This is a genomic window from Zwartia vadi (assembly GCF_030410375.1).
In the GTDB taxonomy this organism is placed as follows: domain Bacteria; phylum Pseudomonadota; class Gammaproteobacteria; order Burkholderiales; family Burkholderiaceae_B; genus Zwartia; species Zwartia vadi.
Genome location: NZ_JAUHHE010000003.1, coordinates 66,237 through 85,975, shown reverse-complemented (window position 1 = coordinate 85,975; position 19,739 = coordinate 66,237). Strand labels below are relative to the sequence as shown.

At 49.7% G+C, this 19,739-nt stretch carries 18 protein-coding genes; 10 read left to right on the top strand and 8 right to left on the bottom strand.

What is annotated here, in order from left to right; translation table 11 throughout:
* Nucleotides 1-44 precede the first annotated feature (44 nt).
* The 10 genes from QWY27_RS03435 (at nucleotide 45) to QWY27_RS03390 (ending at nucleotide 9,537) form a co-directional block, all read left to right on the top strand.
* Nucleotides 45-308, top strand: a complete 264-nt coding sequence (locus tag QWY27_RS03435) for a hypothetical protein (protein ID WP_290194746.1) — start codon at nucleotides 45-47, stop codon at nucleotides 306-308.
* Nucleotides 301-1,107 (top strand): metal ABC transporter ATP-binding protein, encoded by an 807-nt coding sequence (locus QWY27_RS03430; protein ID WP_290194744.1) that lies wholly within the window; start codon nucleotides 301-303, stop codon nucleotides 1,105-1,107. The genes QWY27_RS03435 and QWY27_RS03430 overlap by 8 nt, the downstream gene beginning before the upstream one ends.
* Nucleotides 1,104-1,997: a metal ABC transporter permease gene (locus tag QWY27_RS03425; RefSeq protein WP_290194741.1), complete on the top strand. Its 894-nt coding sequence runs from the start codon at nucleotides 1,104-1,106 to the stop codon at nucleotides 1,995-1,997. The genes QWY27_RS03430 and QWY27_RS03425 overlap by 4 nt, the downstream gene beginning before the upstream one ends.
* Complete coding sequence (locus QWY27_RS03420; protein WP_290194739.1) at nucleotides 1,994-2,926, top strand: metal ABC transporter substrate-binding protein; 933 nt, start codon at nucleotides 1,994-1,996, stop codon at nucleotides 2,924-2,926. The genes QWY27_RS03425 and QWY27_RS03420 overlap by 4 nt, the downstream gene beginning before the upstream one ends.
* A gap of 81 nt (nucleotides 2,927-3,007) precedes the next feature.
* On the top strand, nucleotides 3,008-3,229 hold the full coding sequence (gene hemP, locus QWY27_RS03415; RefSeq protein ID WP_290194738.1) for a hemin uptake protein HemP: 222 nt from the start codon (nucleotides 3,008-3,010) through the stop codon (nucleotides 3,227-3,229).
* A 96-nt stretch (nucleotides 3,230-3,325) separates the two neighbouring features.
* Nucleotides 3,326-5,632, top strand: coding sequence for a TonB-dependent hemoglobin/transferrin/lactoferrin family receptor (locus tag QWY27_RS03410; protein ID WP_290194736.1), 2,307 nt, complete (start codon nucleotides 3,326-3,328; stop codon nucleotides 5,630-5,632).
* A 44-nt stretch (nucleotides 5,633-5,676) separates the two neighbouring features.
* Nucleotides 5,677-6,774 (top strand): hemin-degrading factor, encoded by a 1,098-nt coding sequence (locus tag QWY27_RS03405; protein ID WP_290194734.1) that lies wholly within the window; start codon nucleotides 5,677-5,679, stop codon nucleotides 6,772-6,774.
* Nucleotides 6,762-7,694 carry a heme/hemin ABC transporter substrate-binding protein gene (locus tag QWY27_RS03400; protein ID WP_290194732.1) on the top strand — a complete coding sequence of 311 codons (933 nt, stop codon included), beginning with the start codon at nucleotides 6,762-6,764 and terminating at the stop codon, nucleotides 7,692-7,694. Before QWY27_RS03405 ends, QWY27_RS03400 begins: the two co-directional genes overlap by 13 nt.
* Before the next feature lie 14 nt (nucleotides 7,695-7,708).
* Entirely contained in the window at nucleotides 7,709-8,731 is a 1,023-nt protein-coding gene (locus QWY27_RS03395; RefSeq protein ID WP_290194731.1) for a FecCD family ABC transporter permease, read from the top strand.
* A gap of 2 nt (nucleotides 8,732-8,733) precedes the next feature.
* Complete coding sequence (locus QWY27_RS03390) at nucleotides 8,734-9,537, top strand: ATP-binding cassette domain-containing protein (RefSeq protein ID WP_290194728.1); 804 nt, start codon at nucleotides 8,734-8,736, stop codon at nucleotides 9,535-9,537.
* Between the two features lie 18 nt (nucleotides 9,538-9,555).
* Here the strand turns inward: QWY27_RS03390 and QWY27_RS03385 are convergent, their stop codons facing one another.
* The 8 genes from QWY27_RS03385 to QWY27_RS03350 form a co-directional block, all read right to left on the bottom strand.
* Complete coding sequence (locus QWY27_RS03385; protein ID WP_353958760.1) at nucleotides 9,556-10,071, bottom strand: anti-virulence regulator CigR family protein; 516 nt, start codon at nucleotides 10,069-10,071, stop codon at nucleotides 9,556-9,558.
* 54 nt (nucleotides 10,072-10,125) lie between these two features.
* Nucleotides 10,126-10,530: a ribonucleotide reductase subunit alpha gene (locus tag QWY27_RS03380; protein WP_290194726.1), complete on the bottom strand. Its 405-nt coding sequence runs from the start codon at nucleotides 10,528-10,530 to the stop codon at nucleotides 10,126-10,128.
* A 17-nt stretch (nucleotides 10,531-10,547) separates the two neighbouring features.
* Nucleotides 10,548-11,342 (bottom strand): peptidylprolyl isomerase, encoded by a 795-nt coding sequence (locus QWY27_RS03375; protein WP_290194724.1) that lies wholly within the window; start codon nucleotides 11,340-11,342, stop codon nucleotides 10,548-10,550.
* Nucleotides 11,343-11,348: 6 nt separating this feature from the next.
* On the bottom strand, nucleotides 11,349-12,098 hold the full coding sequence (narI, locus tag QWY27_RS03370) for a respiratory nitrate reductase subunit gamma (protein ID WP_290194722.1): 750 nt from the start codon (nucleotides 12,096-12,098) through the stop codon (nucleotides 11,349-11,351).
* 2 nt (nucleotides 12,099-12,100) lie between these two features.
* Nucleotides 12,101-12,802 carry a nitrate reductase molybdenum cofactor assembly chaperone gene (gene narJ / locus QWY27_RS03365; protein WP_290195041.1) on the bottom strand — a complete coding sequence of 234 codons (702 nt, stop codon included), beginning with the start codon at nucleotides 12,800-12,802 and terminating at the stop codon, nucleotides 12,101-12,103.
* 7 nt (nucleotides 12,803-12,809) lie between these two features.
* A complete protein-coding gene (narH, locus tag QWY27_RS03360) occupies nucleotides 12,810-14,342 on the bottom strand; it encodes a nitrate reductase subunit beta (protein ID WP_290194721.1) in 1,533 nt (510 codons plus the stop codon).
* A 27-nt stretch (nucleotides 14,343-14,369) separates the two neighbouring features.
* Nucleotides 14,370-18,179, bottom strand: a complete 3,810-nt coding sequence (locus tag QWY27_RS03355; RefSeq protein WP_290194719.1) for a nitrate reductase subunit alpha — start codon at nucleotides 18,177-18,179, stop codon at nucleotides 14,370-14,372.
* Nucleotides 18,180-18,332: 153 nt separating this feature from the next.
* Nucleotides 18,333-19,721 (bottom strand): NarK family nitrate/nitrite MFS transporter, encoded by a 1,389-nt coding sequence (locus QWY27_RS03350; RefSeq protein ID WP_290194717.1) that lies wholly within the window; start codon nucleotides 19,719-19,721, stop codon nucleotides 18,333-18,335.
* Nucleotides 19,722-19,739: the final 18 nt, after the last annotated feature.

The window sequence follows — 19,739 nt, the reverse complement described above, 5'->3', positions numbered from 1 at the left end:
TTATCATTGCTAGTCTTTAAATTTTCACCCGTTTCGAGCTCCGCATGCAATCCAACAAACCCCAAGCGCCGCAGCATCTGCATGCCCCCGTGTCTGCGCATGGGCATGGCCATTACCACGATCATGGCCACGAACATGGACACGCACATGAACATGTAAACGACCAGTCGCTTCAGCCTGTTCAAGCGCAAGTAGCGGATTTGAAAAGTCCCGTCCTGATGGGGTTGATTCAAAGGCTGCTCTGGATTGTTTCGTTGCTTCTGGCGCTCTGGCTGGTCGTTTTCTGGGCTTTGCGTACAAATGTCTGACCTGAGCGTGAAGCAGATCCACTCAGCAGCGATTCAGGTGCGAAACCTGACGCTTGCCTACCAAGGCCATCCTGCCGTCCACCATTTAAGCGGTTCCTTTGAGGCGGGTTCTCTCACCGCAATTGTGGGGCCCAACGGAGCGGGTAAGAGCACCTTGCTTGCAGCCTTGTCAGGGCAAAAGACAGGTACTGAAGGCTCCATTGACTTTGCGCCTGCCATCCAGTCAGTCAAAGCGCGCGCCTCAAAGCTTGCTTATTTGCCGCAACAGTCCGCCATTGATCGTGAGTTTCCCGTTCGAGTGCTTGATGTGGTGGCGCTCGGCGCCTGGCAAGAGCTTGGGAGCTTTCGTTCAGTGTCCACCGAGATTCGTGCTCGAGCCACCGAGGTGTTAGCGGCTGTCGGTCTGATTGGCTTTGAGCGACGATACATTGGTGAGCTCTCAGTTGGACAGTTACAGCGCGTTCTGTTCGCTCGATTACTCATGCAAGATGCGCAGATTATTTTGCTCGATGAGCCATTCAATGCCCTGGATACTCGGACAGCCGAAGACTTGCTGGCAGTGGTGTTGAATTGGCACCGCCAATCGCGCACGGTCATTGCAGTGCTGCATGATCTCGAGATGGTGCGTCAGCATTTTCCCCAGACCTTATTGCTGGCACGAGAAGTGATTGCCTGGGGAAATAGTGCGGAGGTTTTGACCGCTGAAAATTTAAAGCGTGCGCGCCAAACTGCCGAATACTGGGACGATCGCGCGCCTTGGTGTGTCCGACCCGCCGAAAGCATTGGCAGGAGTCAATGATGCTCGAATGGTGGACGTTGCTATACAGCTGGGTCATTGCGCCGTTTGCCGAGTACGGTTTCATGAAGCGTGCCCTGATTGCGTGCGTCGCGATTGGTCTGGCGTGCGGACCGATTGGCACGATATTAGTGTTGAGGCGTATGAGCCTGGCTGGTGATGCGATTGCGCATGCGGTTCTGCCCGGCGCGGCAGTCGGCTTTATCTTTTTTGGTTTGTCTCTACCCGCTATGACCGTTGGCAGTTTTGTTGCGGCTGCGCTCATGGCGCTGGTGGCAAGTTTTGTCTCAAGGTGGACCAGTCAGAAAGAGGATGCGAGTTTTGCTTCTTTTTATTTGATTGCGCTGGCGTTAGGTGTCTTGTTGATTTCAACGTCAGGTAGCAAGGTTGACTTGCTGCACTTTTTATTTGGCAGTGTGCTTGCGGTTGACTCGGAGTCTCTTGTCATGATTGCCGGCGCATCGACCGCTTCGTTGATATTACTAACAATCATCTGGCGTCCTTTGATGCTGGAGTGTTTTGATCCGGGATTTCTGCGCTCCGTCGGCGGTAAGGGTGCTTGGATGCATCAGCTTTTCATGCTGATGGTGGTGCTCAACCTTGTGTCGGCATTTCAGGCTCTCGGCACCTTGATGGCGGTTGGATTACTGATGTTGCCAGCGACTGCAGCCAAGTTTTGGTGCTACGGCGTGGTGGCGCGCTCCTTGCTTGCTGCAGCTTTTGGTGCACTGAGTGGCACATTTGGTTTGTTGGTTTCCTATCATGCCAACTTTCCTTCCGGTCCATCTATCGTATTAGTCGCGGGGGTGTTTTATCTCCTATCACTCTGCTTGGGACGTCGCGACAGCTTTAGATTGATTTTGTTTCCTACCCCCCAACACAAGGAATCATGATGAAACGCATGTTGATGACAAGATTGAGACTGTGGCTTGCCGCACTGTGTCTTGGCTGTGCAGCACCTGTGTTGGCTGTCGAGCCTCTACCCGTGGTGGCGAGCTTTTCAATTCTTGCGGATCTGGTCAAACAGGTCGGTGGACCGCATGTCGCCGTCACCAGTCTTGTTGGACCGAACGCTGACGCGCATGTCTTCGATCCAACGCCTGCCGATGCCAAGCGCCTGGCATCCGCCAAACTTGTGATCATCAACGGGCTTGGTTTTGAGGGCTGGATGAGTCGTCTGATCAAATCTTCTGGTTATAAAGGTCCTGTTGTGACCGCCAGCAAAGGCATCAAAACGATTCCAATGGCCAATCACGATCACGATCACGGTCACAAGCATGCCCACTCGGCCCCGGATCCTCATGCTTGGCAGAGTATGTTGAATGTTCCTCAATATGTTGAAAATATCAGAGTAGCGTTAGCTGCTGCGATGCCCGCTCAGGCCGCTGATTTTCAAGCGCGTGCTTCTGATTATTTGAAGCAAATCGATACCCTGGAAAAAAGCACACAGGCTCGTATCGCTGCTGTGCCAATTGAGCGTCGGCGCGTGATTACTTCCCACGATGCATTTGGTTATTTCGCGCGTGCGTACAAGATCAATTTTTATCCATTACAAGGGCTCTCGACTGGAAGCGAGCCCTCAGCAGCCGATGTTGCACGCATTGTGAACGAGATTAAAAAGAACAAAGTCACTGCGATTTTCGCTGAAAACATTTCAGATCCCCGTGTATTGGAGCGTGTGGCCAAAGACACGGGTGCAACAATAGGTGGCATACTCTATGCAGACGCTTTGTCTCAACCGGGCACGTCTGCGGACACATTTCTAAAAATGTTTGCACATAACGTTGACACAATTTTGGCGGGTATTGCTCCAAAGCCTTAACTAACAGTCAGGGTTTTTTTGTTAGCATTTTGTTTCAATTATTCCTGACAAATGAGAATCGTTATCGTTTAGAATCCTTCTATGGATAAACGAATTTCTCCCTTAACGTTAGCGACCCAGCCAACGTTCGTTCACGTAGATATCTGCTCGCCGGATCGATCGTTTCGGCATACTTCTCCCACCGTGCGCCGCGTGACCAGTCACTCCATGTTCTGCGGCGCAGACGAGCTTGAAATTGTTCATCAGGGGGCGCTTTACCGTTTGCGTCAGACTTCGTTAGGGAAGCTCATTTTGACCAAGTAGTTTGCATCTGATCTCTCCTCAGATCTCGCACCATATTTTTTTAATGCACAAGCCAGCCATCGCCAGCCAGTGCCTAGATTCATTTAGGACACCGTTATGCTGCGCAAGAAATTTGCTGGATACATTCATCGTGGCCCCGCCAAACCATCTTTCACCGTCAAACAATCGTTGATCCTAGGCTTGTCCTATGGTCTTGTCGCCGGTTTATATGTTGGTGGCGCCACGGCTCAGGAAATTGCTTTGCCTGAGTCACCACAGCCTTCACAATTTCCACCACATTCTCTGACTCAACTCAAAGAGATGACGGTCAGTGCAACCCGAACCGAACGTTATATAGATGAGGTGCCAGCCTCTGTGACTGTGATCACTGCAGAAACGATCGAACGAGAGGGTGCGCGAGACCTGAAGGATCTTTTCCGTCAGGAGCTGGATGTCACAGTGCCATCGGGTCCCACCCGTTTCAGCAATGCAGGAACTTCAGCTGGTCGCGCTGGAAATGAGGGTGTGAATATTCGCGGACTGGGTGGCAATCAGGTCTTAATGCTGATTGATGGCATCAGAGTGCCAAACGGATTCTCCTTTGGTTCGTTTCAGACCGGACGTGGAGACTATATTGATGTTGATGGTATCCAATCTGTCGAAGTCCTGCGTGGTCCCGCTTCCACACAGTACGGTAGCGATGGTCTAGCGGGTGCAGTAAGTTTTAAGACGCTTGATCCTTCAGACCTATACAAAAAAAATGCAGTCGGAGGCGGTTTCGCACGGACGGGTTATATGAGCATTGATCGCTCTTGGGCCAGCACCTTGGGAGTTGGCGGGAAAAGCGGGTCATGGCAGGGGATGATTCTCGGTAGTTTTCGTCTAGGACATGAAACAATCAATCAGGGCTCTGATCGGGCTTTGAATGCCGAGCGTACGGCACCCAATCCCGTTGATTACAACAACAAATATCTATTAGCCAAGGCGATACTTGCAATCGATGCGCGTCAGCGTTTGGGACTCACGCTAGAGTCGCAAAGACGGACGCAGGCGACTGAGGTGTATTCCGCTCGGGCTGTTGCGCCGCTCCGACCATTCAATACCTTGAGTTTTTCTACCAATGATCACATTAATCGGGACAGAATCTCACTCGAGCATCGCTACAGCGATTTGAATGCGTCTTTTATTCAACAGTCAGAAACGCGCATTTATTGGCAAGACGCAAAGATCAATCAATTTGCGTCGGAGGATCGTTATCGGGCTTCGAGTCGAACACGTGACAACACTTACCAGACTCAGGTATTCGGTCTTGCAACCCAATTCGAAAGTCATATTTCTAGAGGTTTAGAACAAAAATTGACATATGGTCTTGACTGGAGCCAATCCAAAATTACGGGCTTAAGGGATGGAACAGTCCCTCCTTATGGAGGCGTCTTTCCAGACAAGCCCTTTCCCGACACTGACTACACCATGGCAGGCGCTTTTCTGCAAAGTGAAATCGAAGTTGGAGACTTCGTGATAACACCTGGTGTGCGGGTTGATTATTATCGTCTTGAGCCGACAGGTAAAAGTGGTCCTGTAGGTGGTCGCCAGAGACATCACTCCAATCAAGCAACAACTACAGATGGGTATGCAGTGACCCCTCGAATTGGATTCGTTTGGTCACTTCACCCGATGTTTGCGCCTTATGCGCAATATGCTCAGGGATTCAGAGCACCCACGCCAGATCAAGTCAATAATGGCTTCAAAAATTTAGCCTCGGGCTATACCAGCATCGGTAATCCAAATCTCAAGCCTGAGTATGCGGACAGCGTAGAGATTGGACTGAGGGGCTATAACCGATCCCTCAGTTATTCACTCTCGGCGTTCGCCAATCGATATAAAAATTTTATCAGTCAGCAAGTTGTCGGTGGGGCGGGTAGACCCTCAAACCCGACCATCTATCAATATGTGAATCTAACCGATGCCAATATTCAAGGTGTAGTCGCACGCATGGATTTGCGCGTTGCCAAGCACTGGGGACTTGAGACTGGTTTTGCCTATTTAAAAGGGGACTCGACTCTCAATGGTCGTAAACAGCCGCTTAATTCCATACAACCCTTCAAAGCCTTGTTGGGCGTTCGCTATGACGAGGCGACTTGGGGGACACGTGCCGATTGGATCTGGAATGCAGGAAAAAGTAGTTCCCGGATTGCGCAAGCCAGTCCAGAACAATACGCACCTCCAGCCTATGGCACGCTTGATCTAGGACTGTATTGGAAGCCTGCGCCAAACTTCACCTTGAATGCCAACATCAACAACGTTTTTGATACCAAATATTGGCGCTGGTCTGACGTGAATGGACTGGCAAGCAATAGCCCTATTCAAGACGCCTATACCGCGCCTGGTCGCAACATCCAATTATCTATTCGTTACGAATTTTGAGTGTTTTCGCAAAGAAACACACAGAGCATTAACAGGAGAATTTCATGACTGACTCATTACGGGCAGTGCGTACAGCCTTTGCTGCGATGCGCCGTGACGGACCACGCAGACATCGTGATATCGCAAAAATCTTATCGATTTCTGAGGCTGAATTATTGGCGGCACATTGCGATCCGATCCAGACAGATGAAGAGACGAATGCGCAGCAAGTGACACTTCATGTCACGCGATTGAATACTAATTGGGCTGAGCAAATATCGAGTCTTGAGCAGCTTGGGCCAGTCATGGCGTTGACCCGAAACGCCTCATGCGTCCATGAAAAAATTGGCGTGTATTCACCTGTGAGTCAAACGGGAGAGATCGGGATTGTCCAAGGGGAGGCGATTGATTTACGCATCTTTTATCAACATTGGCAGTCGGGATTCCTAGTCAAAGAAAAAACATCGCGTGGCGTACAACGCAGTCTTCAGTATTTTGATCACTCAGGAGAGGCAGTTCATAAAATATTTTTACGCGCGGAAAGTGAGACAAAGGCGTTAGATTGGATTCAAGAGCGTTTTGCGCATGAGGTGCAAGAGCCTTATTTGAATGTCCAGCCTCGTTCTTTGGTCAGTCCTGAGCGAAGCGATTGCGAAATTGATGTTTCGGGGTTGATGCAAGACTGGACCGCTATGCGAGATACTCACGATTTTTACCTGCTGCTTAAAAAGTATTCAGCTTCGAGGTTACAAGCTTTCAGGTTGATTGGCGCTGACTATGCCCAAGCGGTTCGTCCAATGGAGTGTCGGCGAATACTGAGTATCGCCTCAGATAAAAAAATCCCGATCATGGTTTTTGTATCCAACCCTGGAGTGATTCAGATTCATACGGGTGTGGTGACGAATATATCGGTCGCAAACGGCTGGATCAATGTGCTCGATTCGGATTTCAATTTACATCTTCGACAAGATCAGATCGCGAGTGCGTGGGTCGTTCGCAAACCGACTGTCGATGGCGTGGTGACTTCCCTTGAGCTGTTTGATCACTCTGGCGAGTTAATTCTTATGCTGTTCGGTCAGCGTAAACCTGGCATCCCTGAAAATATCCAGTGGCGAGCCATGCTGGATAATGTGAGTGCAGGAGGACGACTATGCGCCGTATAACTCCCGCCAGACTACCCGAGACGCTCGCCTTTTTGATGCGCAGAAGAGCCTTGAGTCGTCTCGGCACATTGGGCGCGCTCGCTGTCAGTCAAACGCTCCAGGCCAAGGCTTTGACAACGCGCACCTCGCGCTTGGTTTGTGTGGGAGGTGCGCTCACGGAAATCGTTTATGCGCTGGGTGGGCAGTCTTATCTTGTGGGGGTGGACACTACTTCAACGTTTCCTAAGCAAGCATCACAGTTGCCACAGGTAGGCTATGCGCGCAGCTTGTCTGCAGAGGGCATCCTTGCCCTTGCCCCAACGACTGTTCTCGTCACCGAAGAAGCAGGACCCGCGACAGTGCTGAGTCAGCTTGAGGCCGCAGGCGTTCCCGTCGAGCTGTTGGACTCGGCTTATTGTTTTGACGGTTTACTCAAGCGTGTCATACGTCTTGGACAAATACTAGGATGCGAGACGCAGGCCGATACCTTGGTGGACCAACTTAAAAGCGAGTGGACGCAATATCAGGCTTTGCCTTCCATGATACGTCCTGTCCCTCTGCGTGTCCTGTTTCTTTTTGCCCATAGCACCAACCGTCTCATGGCGGCAGGCGCCTCGACTGGTGCGCATGCCATGATTGAGTATGCAGGAGCTGTCAATGCAGTGACTGAATTTTCTGGCTACAAACCGATTTCGCCAGAGTCACTGGTGCTATCGCGGCCCGATATTCTGCTTCTGACAGAACAGAGTTTCAGAGCGCTAGGGGATGTCTCGTCGGTCTTGAACCTAAAAGGAATGAGCCAAACACCTGCTGGTCAAGCACGGCGCATTGTCGTCATGGAGGCAAGCTTACTCCTCGGATTTGGTCCCCGCATGCCACAGGCTGTCAGGAGACTGCACAATCAATTCAATCTACTGACCACGATGTCGACCGCAACATGATGAGCAGAATATTGATGATTTTATTGTTAGTCATGTCTTTAGTGATCACACTGCAAATAGGGGCAGTGAGAATCGCGTGGTTTGACTGGCAGGCATTGTTTGATGGGGTGTTTACCCGACTGTTATCAAATGCTCCGCCACCGCCTTTCGACGGTAACGCTTATGTGCTCTGGCACCTCAGGATTCCACGCGTACTGTTAGCCATCTTTGTTGGTGGATCTCTAGGCTTAGCTGGCTCGATGGTCCAAGGCTTGTTTCGTAATCCCCTCGCGGATCCAAGTTTGCTCGGCATCACAAGTGGCGCTGCCTGTGCGGCTGCCTTGACCATCGTTGTGTTGACTGACATCAACTTGGCCGTACCGCGAGATGTCCGCATCTGGCTCCTTCCTATTGCCTCATTTTTAGGCGCCTTTATCACTTGTATGTCACTCAACGCAGGATCGAGGTGGCTGACGTCTGGCTCAATGGCGGGCTTGCTATTACTGGGTATTGCATTTAATGCACTCGGCGTCGCGGTGATCGGACTGTGCACGTATCTTGCGACAGATGAGCAATTAAGAAGCTTGTCTTTCTGGACGCTTGGTTCCTTGGCAGGTGCAAGCTGGACAATGGTGTTACTCGTCGGTAGTGTCCTTTTAGGGGGTTATGCGTGGTCGCGCAACATGGCCGATCGTTTGAATGCCATGAGTCTTGGCGAAACGACAGCCGTCCATCTGGGTGTGGCGATTAACCGAATGCGCTGGACGACTTCGGTACTCGTAGCCTTGTTGGCTGGAATGTCCGTTGCCTTTTGTGGCGTAATCGGCTTTGTAGGACTCATTGCCCCGCATCTTGCACGCATGCTTGTCGGTGCTGACCAAAATATCCTGATGCCAGTCTCGGTGCTACTCGGTGCGGTGCTGTTGCTTGTGGCGGATACATTTGCTCGAGTCCTGGTCATTCCGGCTGAAATACCTGTGGGGATATTTACAGCGCTTTTAGGTGGGCCCTTTTTAATGTTGCTCTTGCGTTCGAGCAGATTCAGTACAGGAGGATAATCATGCTCTCCATGCATGCTGTGATTAAAAATTTAGGCAATCGAAGTTTTGGACCCTATAACTTGCAAATTCGGCATGCAGAGTGCGTTGCGATTGTCGGTCCAAACGGTGCTGGGAAATCTACCTTGCTTAAACTTCTTTCAGGCTCAAGCAAACCAAGTGCAGGATTTGTCTTATTACATTCGCGTTCATTAGATGACTGGACGGTCGAGTCTCTCAGTCAGTGTCGGGCTGTATTAAGTCAGTCACAGGAGATTGCCTTTGCACTGACGACGCGAATAGTCATTGGCTTGGGGCGCGTGGCCAGAGTGCACGCTGAAGAGAGCAATGAGATTGTGTCTCGCGCAGCGGCTTTGTTGGGCCTGAACCATCTGCTGGACAGAAAGGTTGATACCTTGTCAGGCGGGGAGTGGGCACGGGTACAGCTTGCCAGAGTCTTTGCCCAACTTTGGGATGTGGAGGATGGATTTATTTTGATGGATGAACCGATCGCCGCAGTCGATCCAGGTCAGCAAGATATTTTGCTTGAGATCTTAATGCGATTTGCGCGCATCCGTCGGTTGGCGGTCATTGCCGTTCTGCACGATTTGAATCATGCACTGAGATATTTTGGTCGAATGATTTTGGTGCATCCAGCGGGCGGGTTAGAGTCAGTGGAGTGCGGTTACGAAGCCAAAGAGGCACTAGAACGCTTGTATGGTGTTCGTTTTTCTTGCATGCTGGACGAGCAAGACGATCTCGTGATGTTACCTTTGAGGGAAAAAGCACGAGACCGCTGGACAGATATGTTTGATGCTGCAGACTGAAGCTAGACGGATAAATTGTTAACGGAATACATTCCGCAGAACATCCGCCACAATCGCCGTACCGACTGCAACCAAAATCAGATCAGAACCTGCCATTCGCCATTCATAACCGGGATGGATGGGCAGTTGAGCGAGCATTGGACCCGGAGGGTATTTTTTTGCAATGCCGGGAGGCAAAGGTTTGCCACGCGCGAGATTCTTTGCAATACCTGGAGGGAGTGGCTGGTAACCAATAACGCCATATTTGAGTGCCAGGTTTTGCGCGGCTATCGCTGTAATGCCCGCGGCGACAAGGTTGAGCGTTAGATCAGAGCCAGATTGCGGATTTCCTTGAACTTGAGCGTCATTGTTATTCCCATTGTTACCTTTGTTGCTACTATTGCCTTGATTGCCACTATTGCCATTATTTCCGCTGTTTCCCTGGCTACTCTTGTTAGAGTTGCCTTTGCCGGGCGGCGGGTCGGCAAGCACTGGATTCAATGCCAATAGTGCGCAAAGTAAGCCTGCATGGGTCAAGCGATGAATCTTCATCATTTGAAACTCCTCTCATTGGCTTTAGAAGTTTCAGTTTTAACATCAAAAACTATTTCATATCAGAATGACTGCCTCACCTTCGCGGTTAAAGCTTGCAAATGGACTGATCTGACCAAGCTTGATGGATTCCACCATCGTGCCAATTTTTTCTTCAATGGCCTTATCTCTCAGTGTTTGTCCTGCTTGAGCACTCAGGGCTGCGGCAAAGACGATATCCCAATCAGAAACAAATTCAGATGCCTCATCGCATAGTGTTTTAAAAGAATGAAGCTCTGCTGCCTGTTTGTCGACACAGGCTACGGGAATTAAGGCGCCGCCTGCACCCGCGGCATAGTCAGCGTATTGTTGTTCCGTATGATTCTCTGGCAGCTCGGCCTTGGTAAAAACCAGTAATAGTTGTTGCTGAGTTTTTTGTGTCTTTGCAGCGAGGATTAATTCATCAAACGTCGAGATATCCATTATTGGGCTGTACCTAATCAGTTTTGAACAAGAGGCGTATCCGCACCATCGAGTTCGATATTTTCAAGCTCGGCTGCCCCGACCAGAAGCATCATATATTGACGTAGCGCCGTCGCACGTGACTGCATGGAGAGATGCATATCAATATTGTCTTTGACTTGATCGAAACTAAGTTGCGTCCCTTTATTTCGTTCAAGCACTTCAATAATATGCAATCCATGACGCGAATGAATCAGTCTAGGATGTAGGCCGTTGCCAAGTTGCGCTTCGCCATCAAAAAATAGTGCGCGAGCCAATTCAGGTGCACACTCCTCGGGTGCGAGCCATCCTAGATACCCACCATCCTTTCCTGAAGGGCAGTTGGACAACTCTTTGGCTTTTTTATCAAATATTCCTGCCTCTTCTTTTTTATTCATTAACTCGAGAAGCGTTGTTTCAGCTATCTCAGCGAGAGCCTGGATAGGTACCCCTGGTGTAACAGCAAAAAGAATGTGTCTGAGATTGATTGCTTGCCCAATAACATACTTCTTTTTGTTTGCCTCATAGTACCGAGCGCATTCTTCATGCGTGGGTAAAGGGGTGATCACCTGATCATCAAGCATTTGATCAATTTTTTCTCGTTCATCTTCCTGAATTGCATCGAAGGATGAAAACTCCAGAGGATCTAGTAACTGGAGCCGAACGGCTTCTTGTCGAAGCAATTCTGTATAGGCACGCTCGGTTAAGGCCTCGCTCGTCAGCTTTTCGCCATCTAACATTAATGGAACACCATTGATTTTTGGCACTGATGACTGAATGCTGATTGTCATCATTTTCTCCTAAGTTGAGTGAGGAGTTGACGTTGTTCTGCCATGGGGCTGCTTTAAGTCAGAGTGTTTCTTCATGCCCAGACGACGACTACGGACAAGTTGCGCCGGCCTGAAAAGATAAGAAACCGTTGCAAACCCACTCCAGACATGGACGAGTCGAGAAAATGGAAACAGGAGAAAAATCGTCATGCCTAGCACCAGGTGAACTTTATAGGGCCAATCGAGATTGACGATGCCGCTAGCGTCTGGTCTAAAGGTCAGGATTCGTTGGGCCCAGTCTGAAAGCGAGAGCATGACAGAGCCGTCTGAGTGACCCAATGAAAAGGGTAATGTGATCAATCCCAAAACCAGTTGAATCCATAAAATCACCAGGATAAATAGATCCGTCCGGTGGCTTGTCAAACGTATGCGTGGGTCAAAGATGCGACGATGTAGCAGCAGGCTCAGGCCGATAAAGCAGACAATGCCTGCAACACCGCCTGCATAGACGGCTACTAACTGTTTTTGTGCTGGTGTAATGAATGGCTCGTAAATAAAGTGAGGTGTTAACAGCCCTACAGTATGACCAAAGAATAAAAATAGGATACCTGCATGGAAAAGGTTGCTACCCCAGCGTAATTGCCGGGCACGCAGAATTTGTGATGAATCGCTTTTCCAGGTGTATTGGTCTCGATCAAAACGAGCCAGACTACCCATTAAGAAAACGGTCAGACAAATGTATGGGTAAACATTGAAAAGGAAATTATGTAGCGTGCTCATGCTTACGCTCCTTGTTGATGCAACGTCGTTTCAGTCGCTGTTCGTTTGACGATACGGATTGGCTGAGGTTGACCCGGTTTGTTTTGCCCCTCTGTTGAGCAACCCCCAAAAACTTCTGGCTCTGCCCAGCTTTCGTCAAGCGCTTGCTCAGTACGTATGACAACGGGTTCTGCCTTTTCGCCCGAAAGTTCGATCATTGCGGCTAGAACACTTGCGTAGTCACTTTGACGCTCATGTAGAGCGGTGAATATCGCTCTTGCTATATGGACCAATTCACTTAAAAATTCTCGAGCCTGTTGCGCAGGCTGAGTAGACGCAAATTCAAGAATGACAGGCAGATAGTCAGGGAGATCATCTGGGGCGAGTAGCAAGCCCGCGCGATGATAAGTCTGGATCAGGTCAACCATTGCCGGACCACGGTCTCTCGAGTCACCGTGCACATGTTCAAACATCAATAACGATGTCCGACGACCCCTGTCAAAAATGTCAACATACTCGGACTCGACCTCCAGACAGGGTCTCTTGCTGAGCCGATGAATTAGATTGACGAGCTCTTGAGTCCTCGAGGGACTCAGAGCGGATTCGGTTTTTACTGCCTCAATCAACTCCTTGCTATGGGCTCTAAAGGATGAATCAGGATACCGTAATAGATAAGCCAGTACGCGTAAGGTTAGACTGATACTGACGGGACGTTTTTCGAAAATATTCATCTCAAGCCTCTACCTTGATTGGAATCGTGCGTTTTTTCTCGCTGCCGAACAAGCTTGTTTCAGTGACCCCTTCGGAACATCCATTTCCAAAACTAAAGCCGCATCCACCTCGAACGTTAAAGGTATTTTCTGCATATTCACGGTGTGTAGTGGGAATGACGAAGCGGTCTTCGTAATTCGCGATTGCCATGTAGCGATACATGTCTTCGACTTCGTGCTGGGTGATTCCGACTAGTTTTAGAACGGCTGTATCAATGACGCCATCGACATGCTTCGCTCGCTGATAGGTTCGCATAGCGAGCATTCTTTCAAGAGCACGCACAACAGGAGCGGTGTCACCCGCAGTCAGCAAGTTTGCAAGATATTTCAGTGGAATTCGTAATTGACTGACATCTGGGATGGCACCTTTTGCTTCGATATGACCTGCTTGAGCGGCAGCGGTGATGGGAGAAAGAGGCGGCACATACCAGACCATTGGCAATGTCCGGTATTCCGGGTGAAGCGGGAGTGCAACCTTCCATTCAACAGCCATCTTGTAGACCGGACTTTGTCGGGCAGCGTTCATCCAAGCATCGGGTATGCCGTCCGCACGCGCCTGTTCGATGACTGAAGGATCATTCGGATCTAAAAAGATATCGAGTTGGGCCTGATAAAGATCCTTTTCGTCCTTGACGCTTGCTGCTTCTGCAATGCGATCTGCGTCGTAAAGAAGCACACCCAGATAACGGATACGACCGACGCAAGTTTCTGAGCAAACTGTTGGTTGACCGGCTTCGATCCGTGGATAACAGAATATGCATTTCTCTGCCTTGCCACTTTTCCAGTTGTAGTAAATTTTTTTATATGGACAGCCACTGACGCACATACGCCATCCGCGGCATTTGTCCTGATCGATCAGCACAATACCGTCTTCTTCTCGCTTGTAGATTGATCCTGATGGGCAAGACGCCACACAAGCGGGATTCAAGCAGTGCTCGCACAAGCGAGGAAGATACATCATAAAGGTGTTTTCAAACTGACCCATCATTTCTTTCTGGGCTGCTTCAAAACCAACCAGATTGGCATCTTTGCTGCGTTTACTGAACTCGCCGCCTAGAATTTCCTCCCAGTTAGGTCCCCACTCGATCTTTTCCATTCTGAGCCCTGTTATTAGGGATCGTGGACGTGCGGTCGGAGCATGCTTCATTTCCGGCGCGCTTTGTAAGTGGTCGTAATCAAAGGTAAATGGTTCGTAATATTCGTCAATTTCAGGCAGGTGTGGATTGGCAAATATTTTCATCAGTAATTGCCATTTGCCTCCTTGTTTTGGTGCGATGGATCCATTTGCCTTTCGGACCCAGCCACCTTTCCATTTTTCCTGATTTTCCCATTCTTTTGGGTAGCCAATTCCGGGCTTTGTTTCAACGTTGTTAAACCATGCGTACTCCACGCCGGGACGACTGGTCCAGACATTCTTGCAAGTAACAGAGCAGGTATGACAACCGATACACTTGTCTAAATTGAGCACCATTCCGATCTGTGCGCGTACTTTCATTTGAAACTCCTTTGATCTGGCGTGGGCTCAGGGGTTTTCGCCCTGGGACTGATAAACATGCGCGAGGTGATCATCTCGGGGGGTATCTAGCCAGTCGACATTTTTCATTTTCCGCACTACGACAAATTCGTCACGATTGGTGCCGATCGTGCCGTAGTAGTTGAAGCCGTAGCTGTATTGAGCGTAGCCACCAATCATATGAGTGGGCTTCGTCACAATCCGAGTGACCGAGTTGTGAATGCCGCCACGAACGCCAGTTATCTCAGATCCCGGAGTGTTGATCGTTTTTTCCTGTGCGTGGTACATCATGACCATTCCAGGATTCACACGTTGACTGACAACTGCGCGTGCTGCGATCGCACCATTAATATTGAAAAGCTCGACCCAGTCGTTATCAACAATTCCTGCAGACTTTGCATCATCCTCGCTTAACCAGATCACGGGACCGCCTCTATTCAGAGTCAGCATCATCAGATTGTCGCTATAGGTGGAGTGAATCCCCCATTTTTGATGTGGTGTGATGAAATTGAGCAGAATTTCGGTATTTCCATTTGACTTAATACCATGTATGCCATCAGTAGTTTTCAAGTCAACGGGCGGACGGTAGGACGTAAAGCCTTCGCCAAAAGCTATCATCCATGGATGATCTTGATAAAACTGTTGACGACCAGTGAGTGTGCGCCAAGGAATCAACTCATGCACATTTGTATACCCAGCGTTGTAGCTGACGGTTTCACTTTCAATACCGCTCCAGGTTGGTGAACTGATGATTTTGCGCGGTTGAGCTTGAATATCTCGATAGCGTATTTTTTCATCTTCGCGATATATCGCCAGATGGGTGTGATCCCGACCAGTCTGTTTACCGAGAGCTTTCCACGCCTTGACGGCTACATGTCCGTTGGTTTCAGGCGCAAGTTGCAGAACGACTTCGCATGCATCAATGTCACTCACGATTTTTGGCATACCTTTTGTCACGCCTTCTTCCTGGGTCAAACCGTTTAGTTGACCGAGTTGCGTGACTTCGAGCTCTGTATTCCAGCCGATGCCTTTGCCTCCGTTTCCAACCTTGTTCATCAGTGGACCCAGAGCGGTGAAGCGCTTATACACGTTTGGATAGTCCCGCTCAACGACTGCAATTTGAGGGGCTGTTTTACCCGGAATCAGTTCACATTCGCCTTTTTTCCATTCCTTGACCTCGAAAGCTTGGGCCAACTCGGCAGGGGTGTCGTGCATGAGGGGTGTCATGACGATTTCCTTTTCAACGCCGAGGTGACCTACGCAGACTTCACTAAAGGCTTTGGCAAAGCCTTTGTAAATTTCCCAGTCCGAACGGGATTGAAAGACAGGATCAACCGCCGCGGACAGAGGATGGATAAAGGGGTGCATATCGCTGGTATTGAGGTCGTTTTTTTCATACCAGCTAGCGGTTGGTAATACGATGTCAGAGTAGAGACAAGTGGTTGACATCCGGAAGTCCAGAGTGACTAGCAAATCCAGTTTGCCTTCAGGGGCATTTTGATGCCATTTGACCTCTGAGGGTTTGGCATCGTCGACACCAAGATCTTTGCCTTGAATACCATTTTCTGTACCAAGCAAGTGTTTGCAAAAATACTCGTGTCCCTTGCCGCTTGATCCCAGGATATTCGAGCGCCAAACGAACATGTTGCGCGGCCAGTTTTCAACGGCATCCGGATCCTCGCAACTCATCTCTAGCGTTCCATCTTTGAGACCATTGACGACAAAGTCTTTGGGATCTACACCTGCCGCATTTGCCTGCTTGGCTACTTCGAGAGGATTGGTTTTAAGTTGTGGCGCGCTAGGCAACCAGCCCATCCTTTCGGCCCGAATGTTGTAGTCAATCATGCTGCCGCCGTAGACTTTTTTGTCCGCAAGTGGCGATACGATCTCCTCCATTGTCAACTTTTCATAACGCCACTGATCTGTGTGCGCATAGAAAAAGCTAGTGCTGTTCATTTGACGGGGAGGACGCATCCAGTCCAGTGCGAATGCCAGGGCAGTCCATCCCGTTTGAGGTCTGAGTTTTTCCTGCCCGACGTAGTGTGCCCAGCCACCGCCACTTTTACCAATGCAGCCACACAGCATCAATAAATTGATCACTCCACGATAGTTCATGTCCGAGTGGTACCAGTGGTTCATTGCGGCCCCGATGATAACCATGGAGCGGCCTTCGGTCTTGTGAGCATTTTCGGCAAACTCTCGCGCGACCGTAATAACTTGTTGACGAGGCACGCCAGTAATGCTCTCTTGCCAGGCGGGTGTATAGGCTGCATTGTCGTCGAAGTTCTTGGCGCCACTACCAAAGCCGCGATCTATACCGTATTGTGCGACTTGCAGGTCAAACACGGTTGCAACCATCACTTCCTGACCGTCAGATAACTTCAACTTGACCGCAGGTACCTTTGCATTGTTAATCTCTTGAGTCGTTTTGTTATGTGTAAAGTGCGGCGTGGCATTGCCACCAAAATAGGGGAAGCTGACTTGAACAAGCTGGTGTGATTGTTCACCATCTTCGATAATCGAGAGCTTTAGTTCAATTTCCTTTCCGGTCTTTGCGTCTTTGGACTCCAGGTTCCATTTGCCTTGATCACTGCGTCCCTCTGCACCCCAACGAAAACCGATCGATCCTTGAGGCAAGACGACTTGACCACTTTTATCGAAGGCCAGGGTTTTCCACTCTGGATTATTGTCCTGCTCTAGATCGCTTTGCAGATCACTTGCGCGGACATATCGGTCGGGTACCATCGTAACCGTGCCGTCCTCAAGTATTTTTTCCTTGAGCATGACGAGTAAGGGCAGGTCGGTATACCGTCTTGCATATTGATCAAAATACGGACTGCGCTTTTTTCCATTGTCGGGAAAATAAAACTCTTTCAACACAACGTGGCCCATCGCCATTGCAAGGGCGGCATCCGTCCCTTGTTTAGGGTGTAACCACAGGTCTGCGAGTTTGGCGACTTCCGAGTAGTCAGGTGTGACGGCAACAGTTTTTGTGCCTTTGTATCTGACTTCAGTAAAAAAGTGCGCATCAGGTGTGCGAGTCTGGGGAACGTTAGAGCCCCACGCAATAATGTAGTTGCTGTTGTACCAGTCTGCAGACTCAGGCACGTCTGTCTGTTCACCCCATACTTGTGGGCTAGATGGAGGGAGATCGCAATACCAGTCATAAAAACTCATGCATACGCCACCAATCAGGGATAGGTAGCGACTACCGGCTGCATAACTAATCATGGACATGGCCGGAATCGGTGAAAAGCCGATAATGCGATCAGGTCCGTATTTTTTAATGGTGTAAACGTTTGCGCTTGCAATGAGTTGGTTCACCTCATCCCAAGAGCTGCGAACAAAACCACCCATGCCGCGTAGCTGTTGATAGTCTCGTCTTGCATCAGGATCGTCGGCAATCAAGGCCCAGGCGTCCACAGGCGTTTTGGCGACTTTTAAAGCCGTGCGCCATCGTTCGAGCAAACGACCCCGCACCATAGGGTGTTTAACGCGGTTTGCGCTGTAGAGATACCAAGAATAAGACGCGCCGCGGGCACAGCCTCGTGGTTCATGGTTGGGCATATCCCAGCGTGTGCGAGGATAGTCTGTTTGTTGGGTTTCCCAAGTGACGATGCCGCCTTTGACGTATATTTTCCACGAGCAGGAGCCTGTACAGTTCACGCCATGGGTGCTACGGACAATTTTGTCGTGCGCCCAGCGGTTGCGATAGGCATCTTCCCAAGTACGGTCTTCGCTGGTGACGCGACCGTGATCACCTGAAAATGATTCCACGGGAAGCTTAAAGTGCGTTAATCGATCTAAAAAATGACTCATTACTCTTTCTCCAATTCTGCTTGCCTCGAGAGGCCCGAGTCCTGACGTCATCCTACGGATGCAAGGCGATGCCGCCAATTCTCCAAACGTACTGATCAATCAGTGCATTGTGAGGAGGGGACTAGTTCTTTGTGATTAGTTTGTGTGTATCGGTCAGCATGGCATCTGTGAGTTTCTCCGGGAGTAGCACCACCAGGTCACGAATAGACAACTTACATAAAACGCGATAAATACAATCAGAGCCGCATGTGGGGTGCCAGTGATGTCAATCGAGGTTCCAAAACTTTTTGGAATGAAGAAGCCACCATAGGCACCCACTGCGCCCGAAAACCCGAGAACAGCCGCTGCTTCTTTGGCGCCATCGAGAGCGGCGCGCCTCTGTGACGCTTCATCTTTCTCGGCGGCGTGCTGACGTTCTTGGAGAAAGATGACGGGGATCATTCTGAATGTTGAGCCATTACCAATACCAGTCAAGGCAAACAGGATGATGAACATCGTCAAAAACCCAACGAAATTACCTGCGTTTCCATTGCCGGGCAGGAAGTACATCACGCCTAGGACAGAGAAGATCATGAGTAAAAATGTCCAGAACGTCACCCGTGCCCCACCAATCTTGTCTGAGACCCAGCCCCCGAGCGGACGTACAGCCGCACCCACTAAAGGACCGAGGAATGCGTATTGAGTTGGATTTACATCTGGAAACTGTGACTGAGTCAGCAGTGCGAGCCCTGCTGAAAATCCAATGAACGAACCGAAAGTGCCTATATACAGCCAGCACATCAGCCAGTTATGCTTGCGACGAAATATCACTGCCTGATCGACAAAGGATGCTTTCGCGTCAGCGATATCGTTCATCCCAAACCAAGCGGCCAGAGACGCAACCAGGATAAATGGCACCCAGATAAAACCGGCATTTTGTAGCCAGATGGTTTGTGTGCCGCCTGTGACAGTTGTTGTCGAATGACCGTCCCCACCGATTGCACCGAACATGCCGATAGAAATCACCAGAGGCGTGACAAACTGGACAACTGAGACGCCCAGATTTCCCACACCCGCATTCAGACCCGTTGCCAGCCCTTTCTTTGCTTTTGGAAAGAAAAAACTGATGTTAGACATTGAGGAGCTAAAGTTACCTCCGCCAAAGCCGCAAAGAAGAGCAAGCATGAGTAACGTGGGGTAGCTTGTGCTGGTGTCTCTAAGGGCGAAACCCATCCCAAATGCGGGAATCAACAAACTCGCAGTCGAAATGGCGGTCCATCTGCGCCCACCGAATATTGGTACGAGAAATGAGTAAAAGATACGCAAGGTTGCGCCCGACAAGGCAGGAAGTGCAGTTAGCCAGAACATTTGATTTTTGCTAAAGCTGAATCCTGCTTTATTCAAATTGACAACCACGACTGACCACAACATCCAGACACTGAAAGCGAGCATCAGAGCCGGTATGGAGATCAGAAGATTTCTATTGGCAATCTTCTTGCCTTCTGTATTCCAAAACTCTGGTTGTTCAGGTTCCCAGCGCTTAAGTACATAAGGTGTTGACATGTTGTGTGCTCCGGGTGA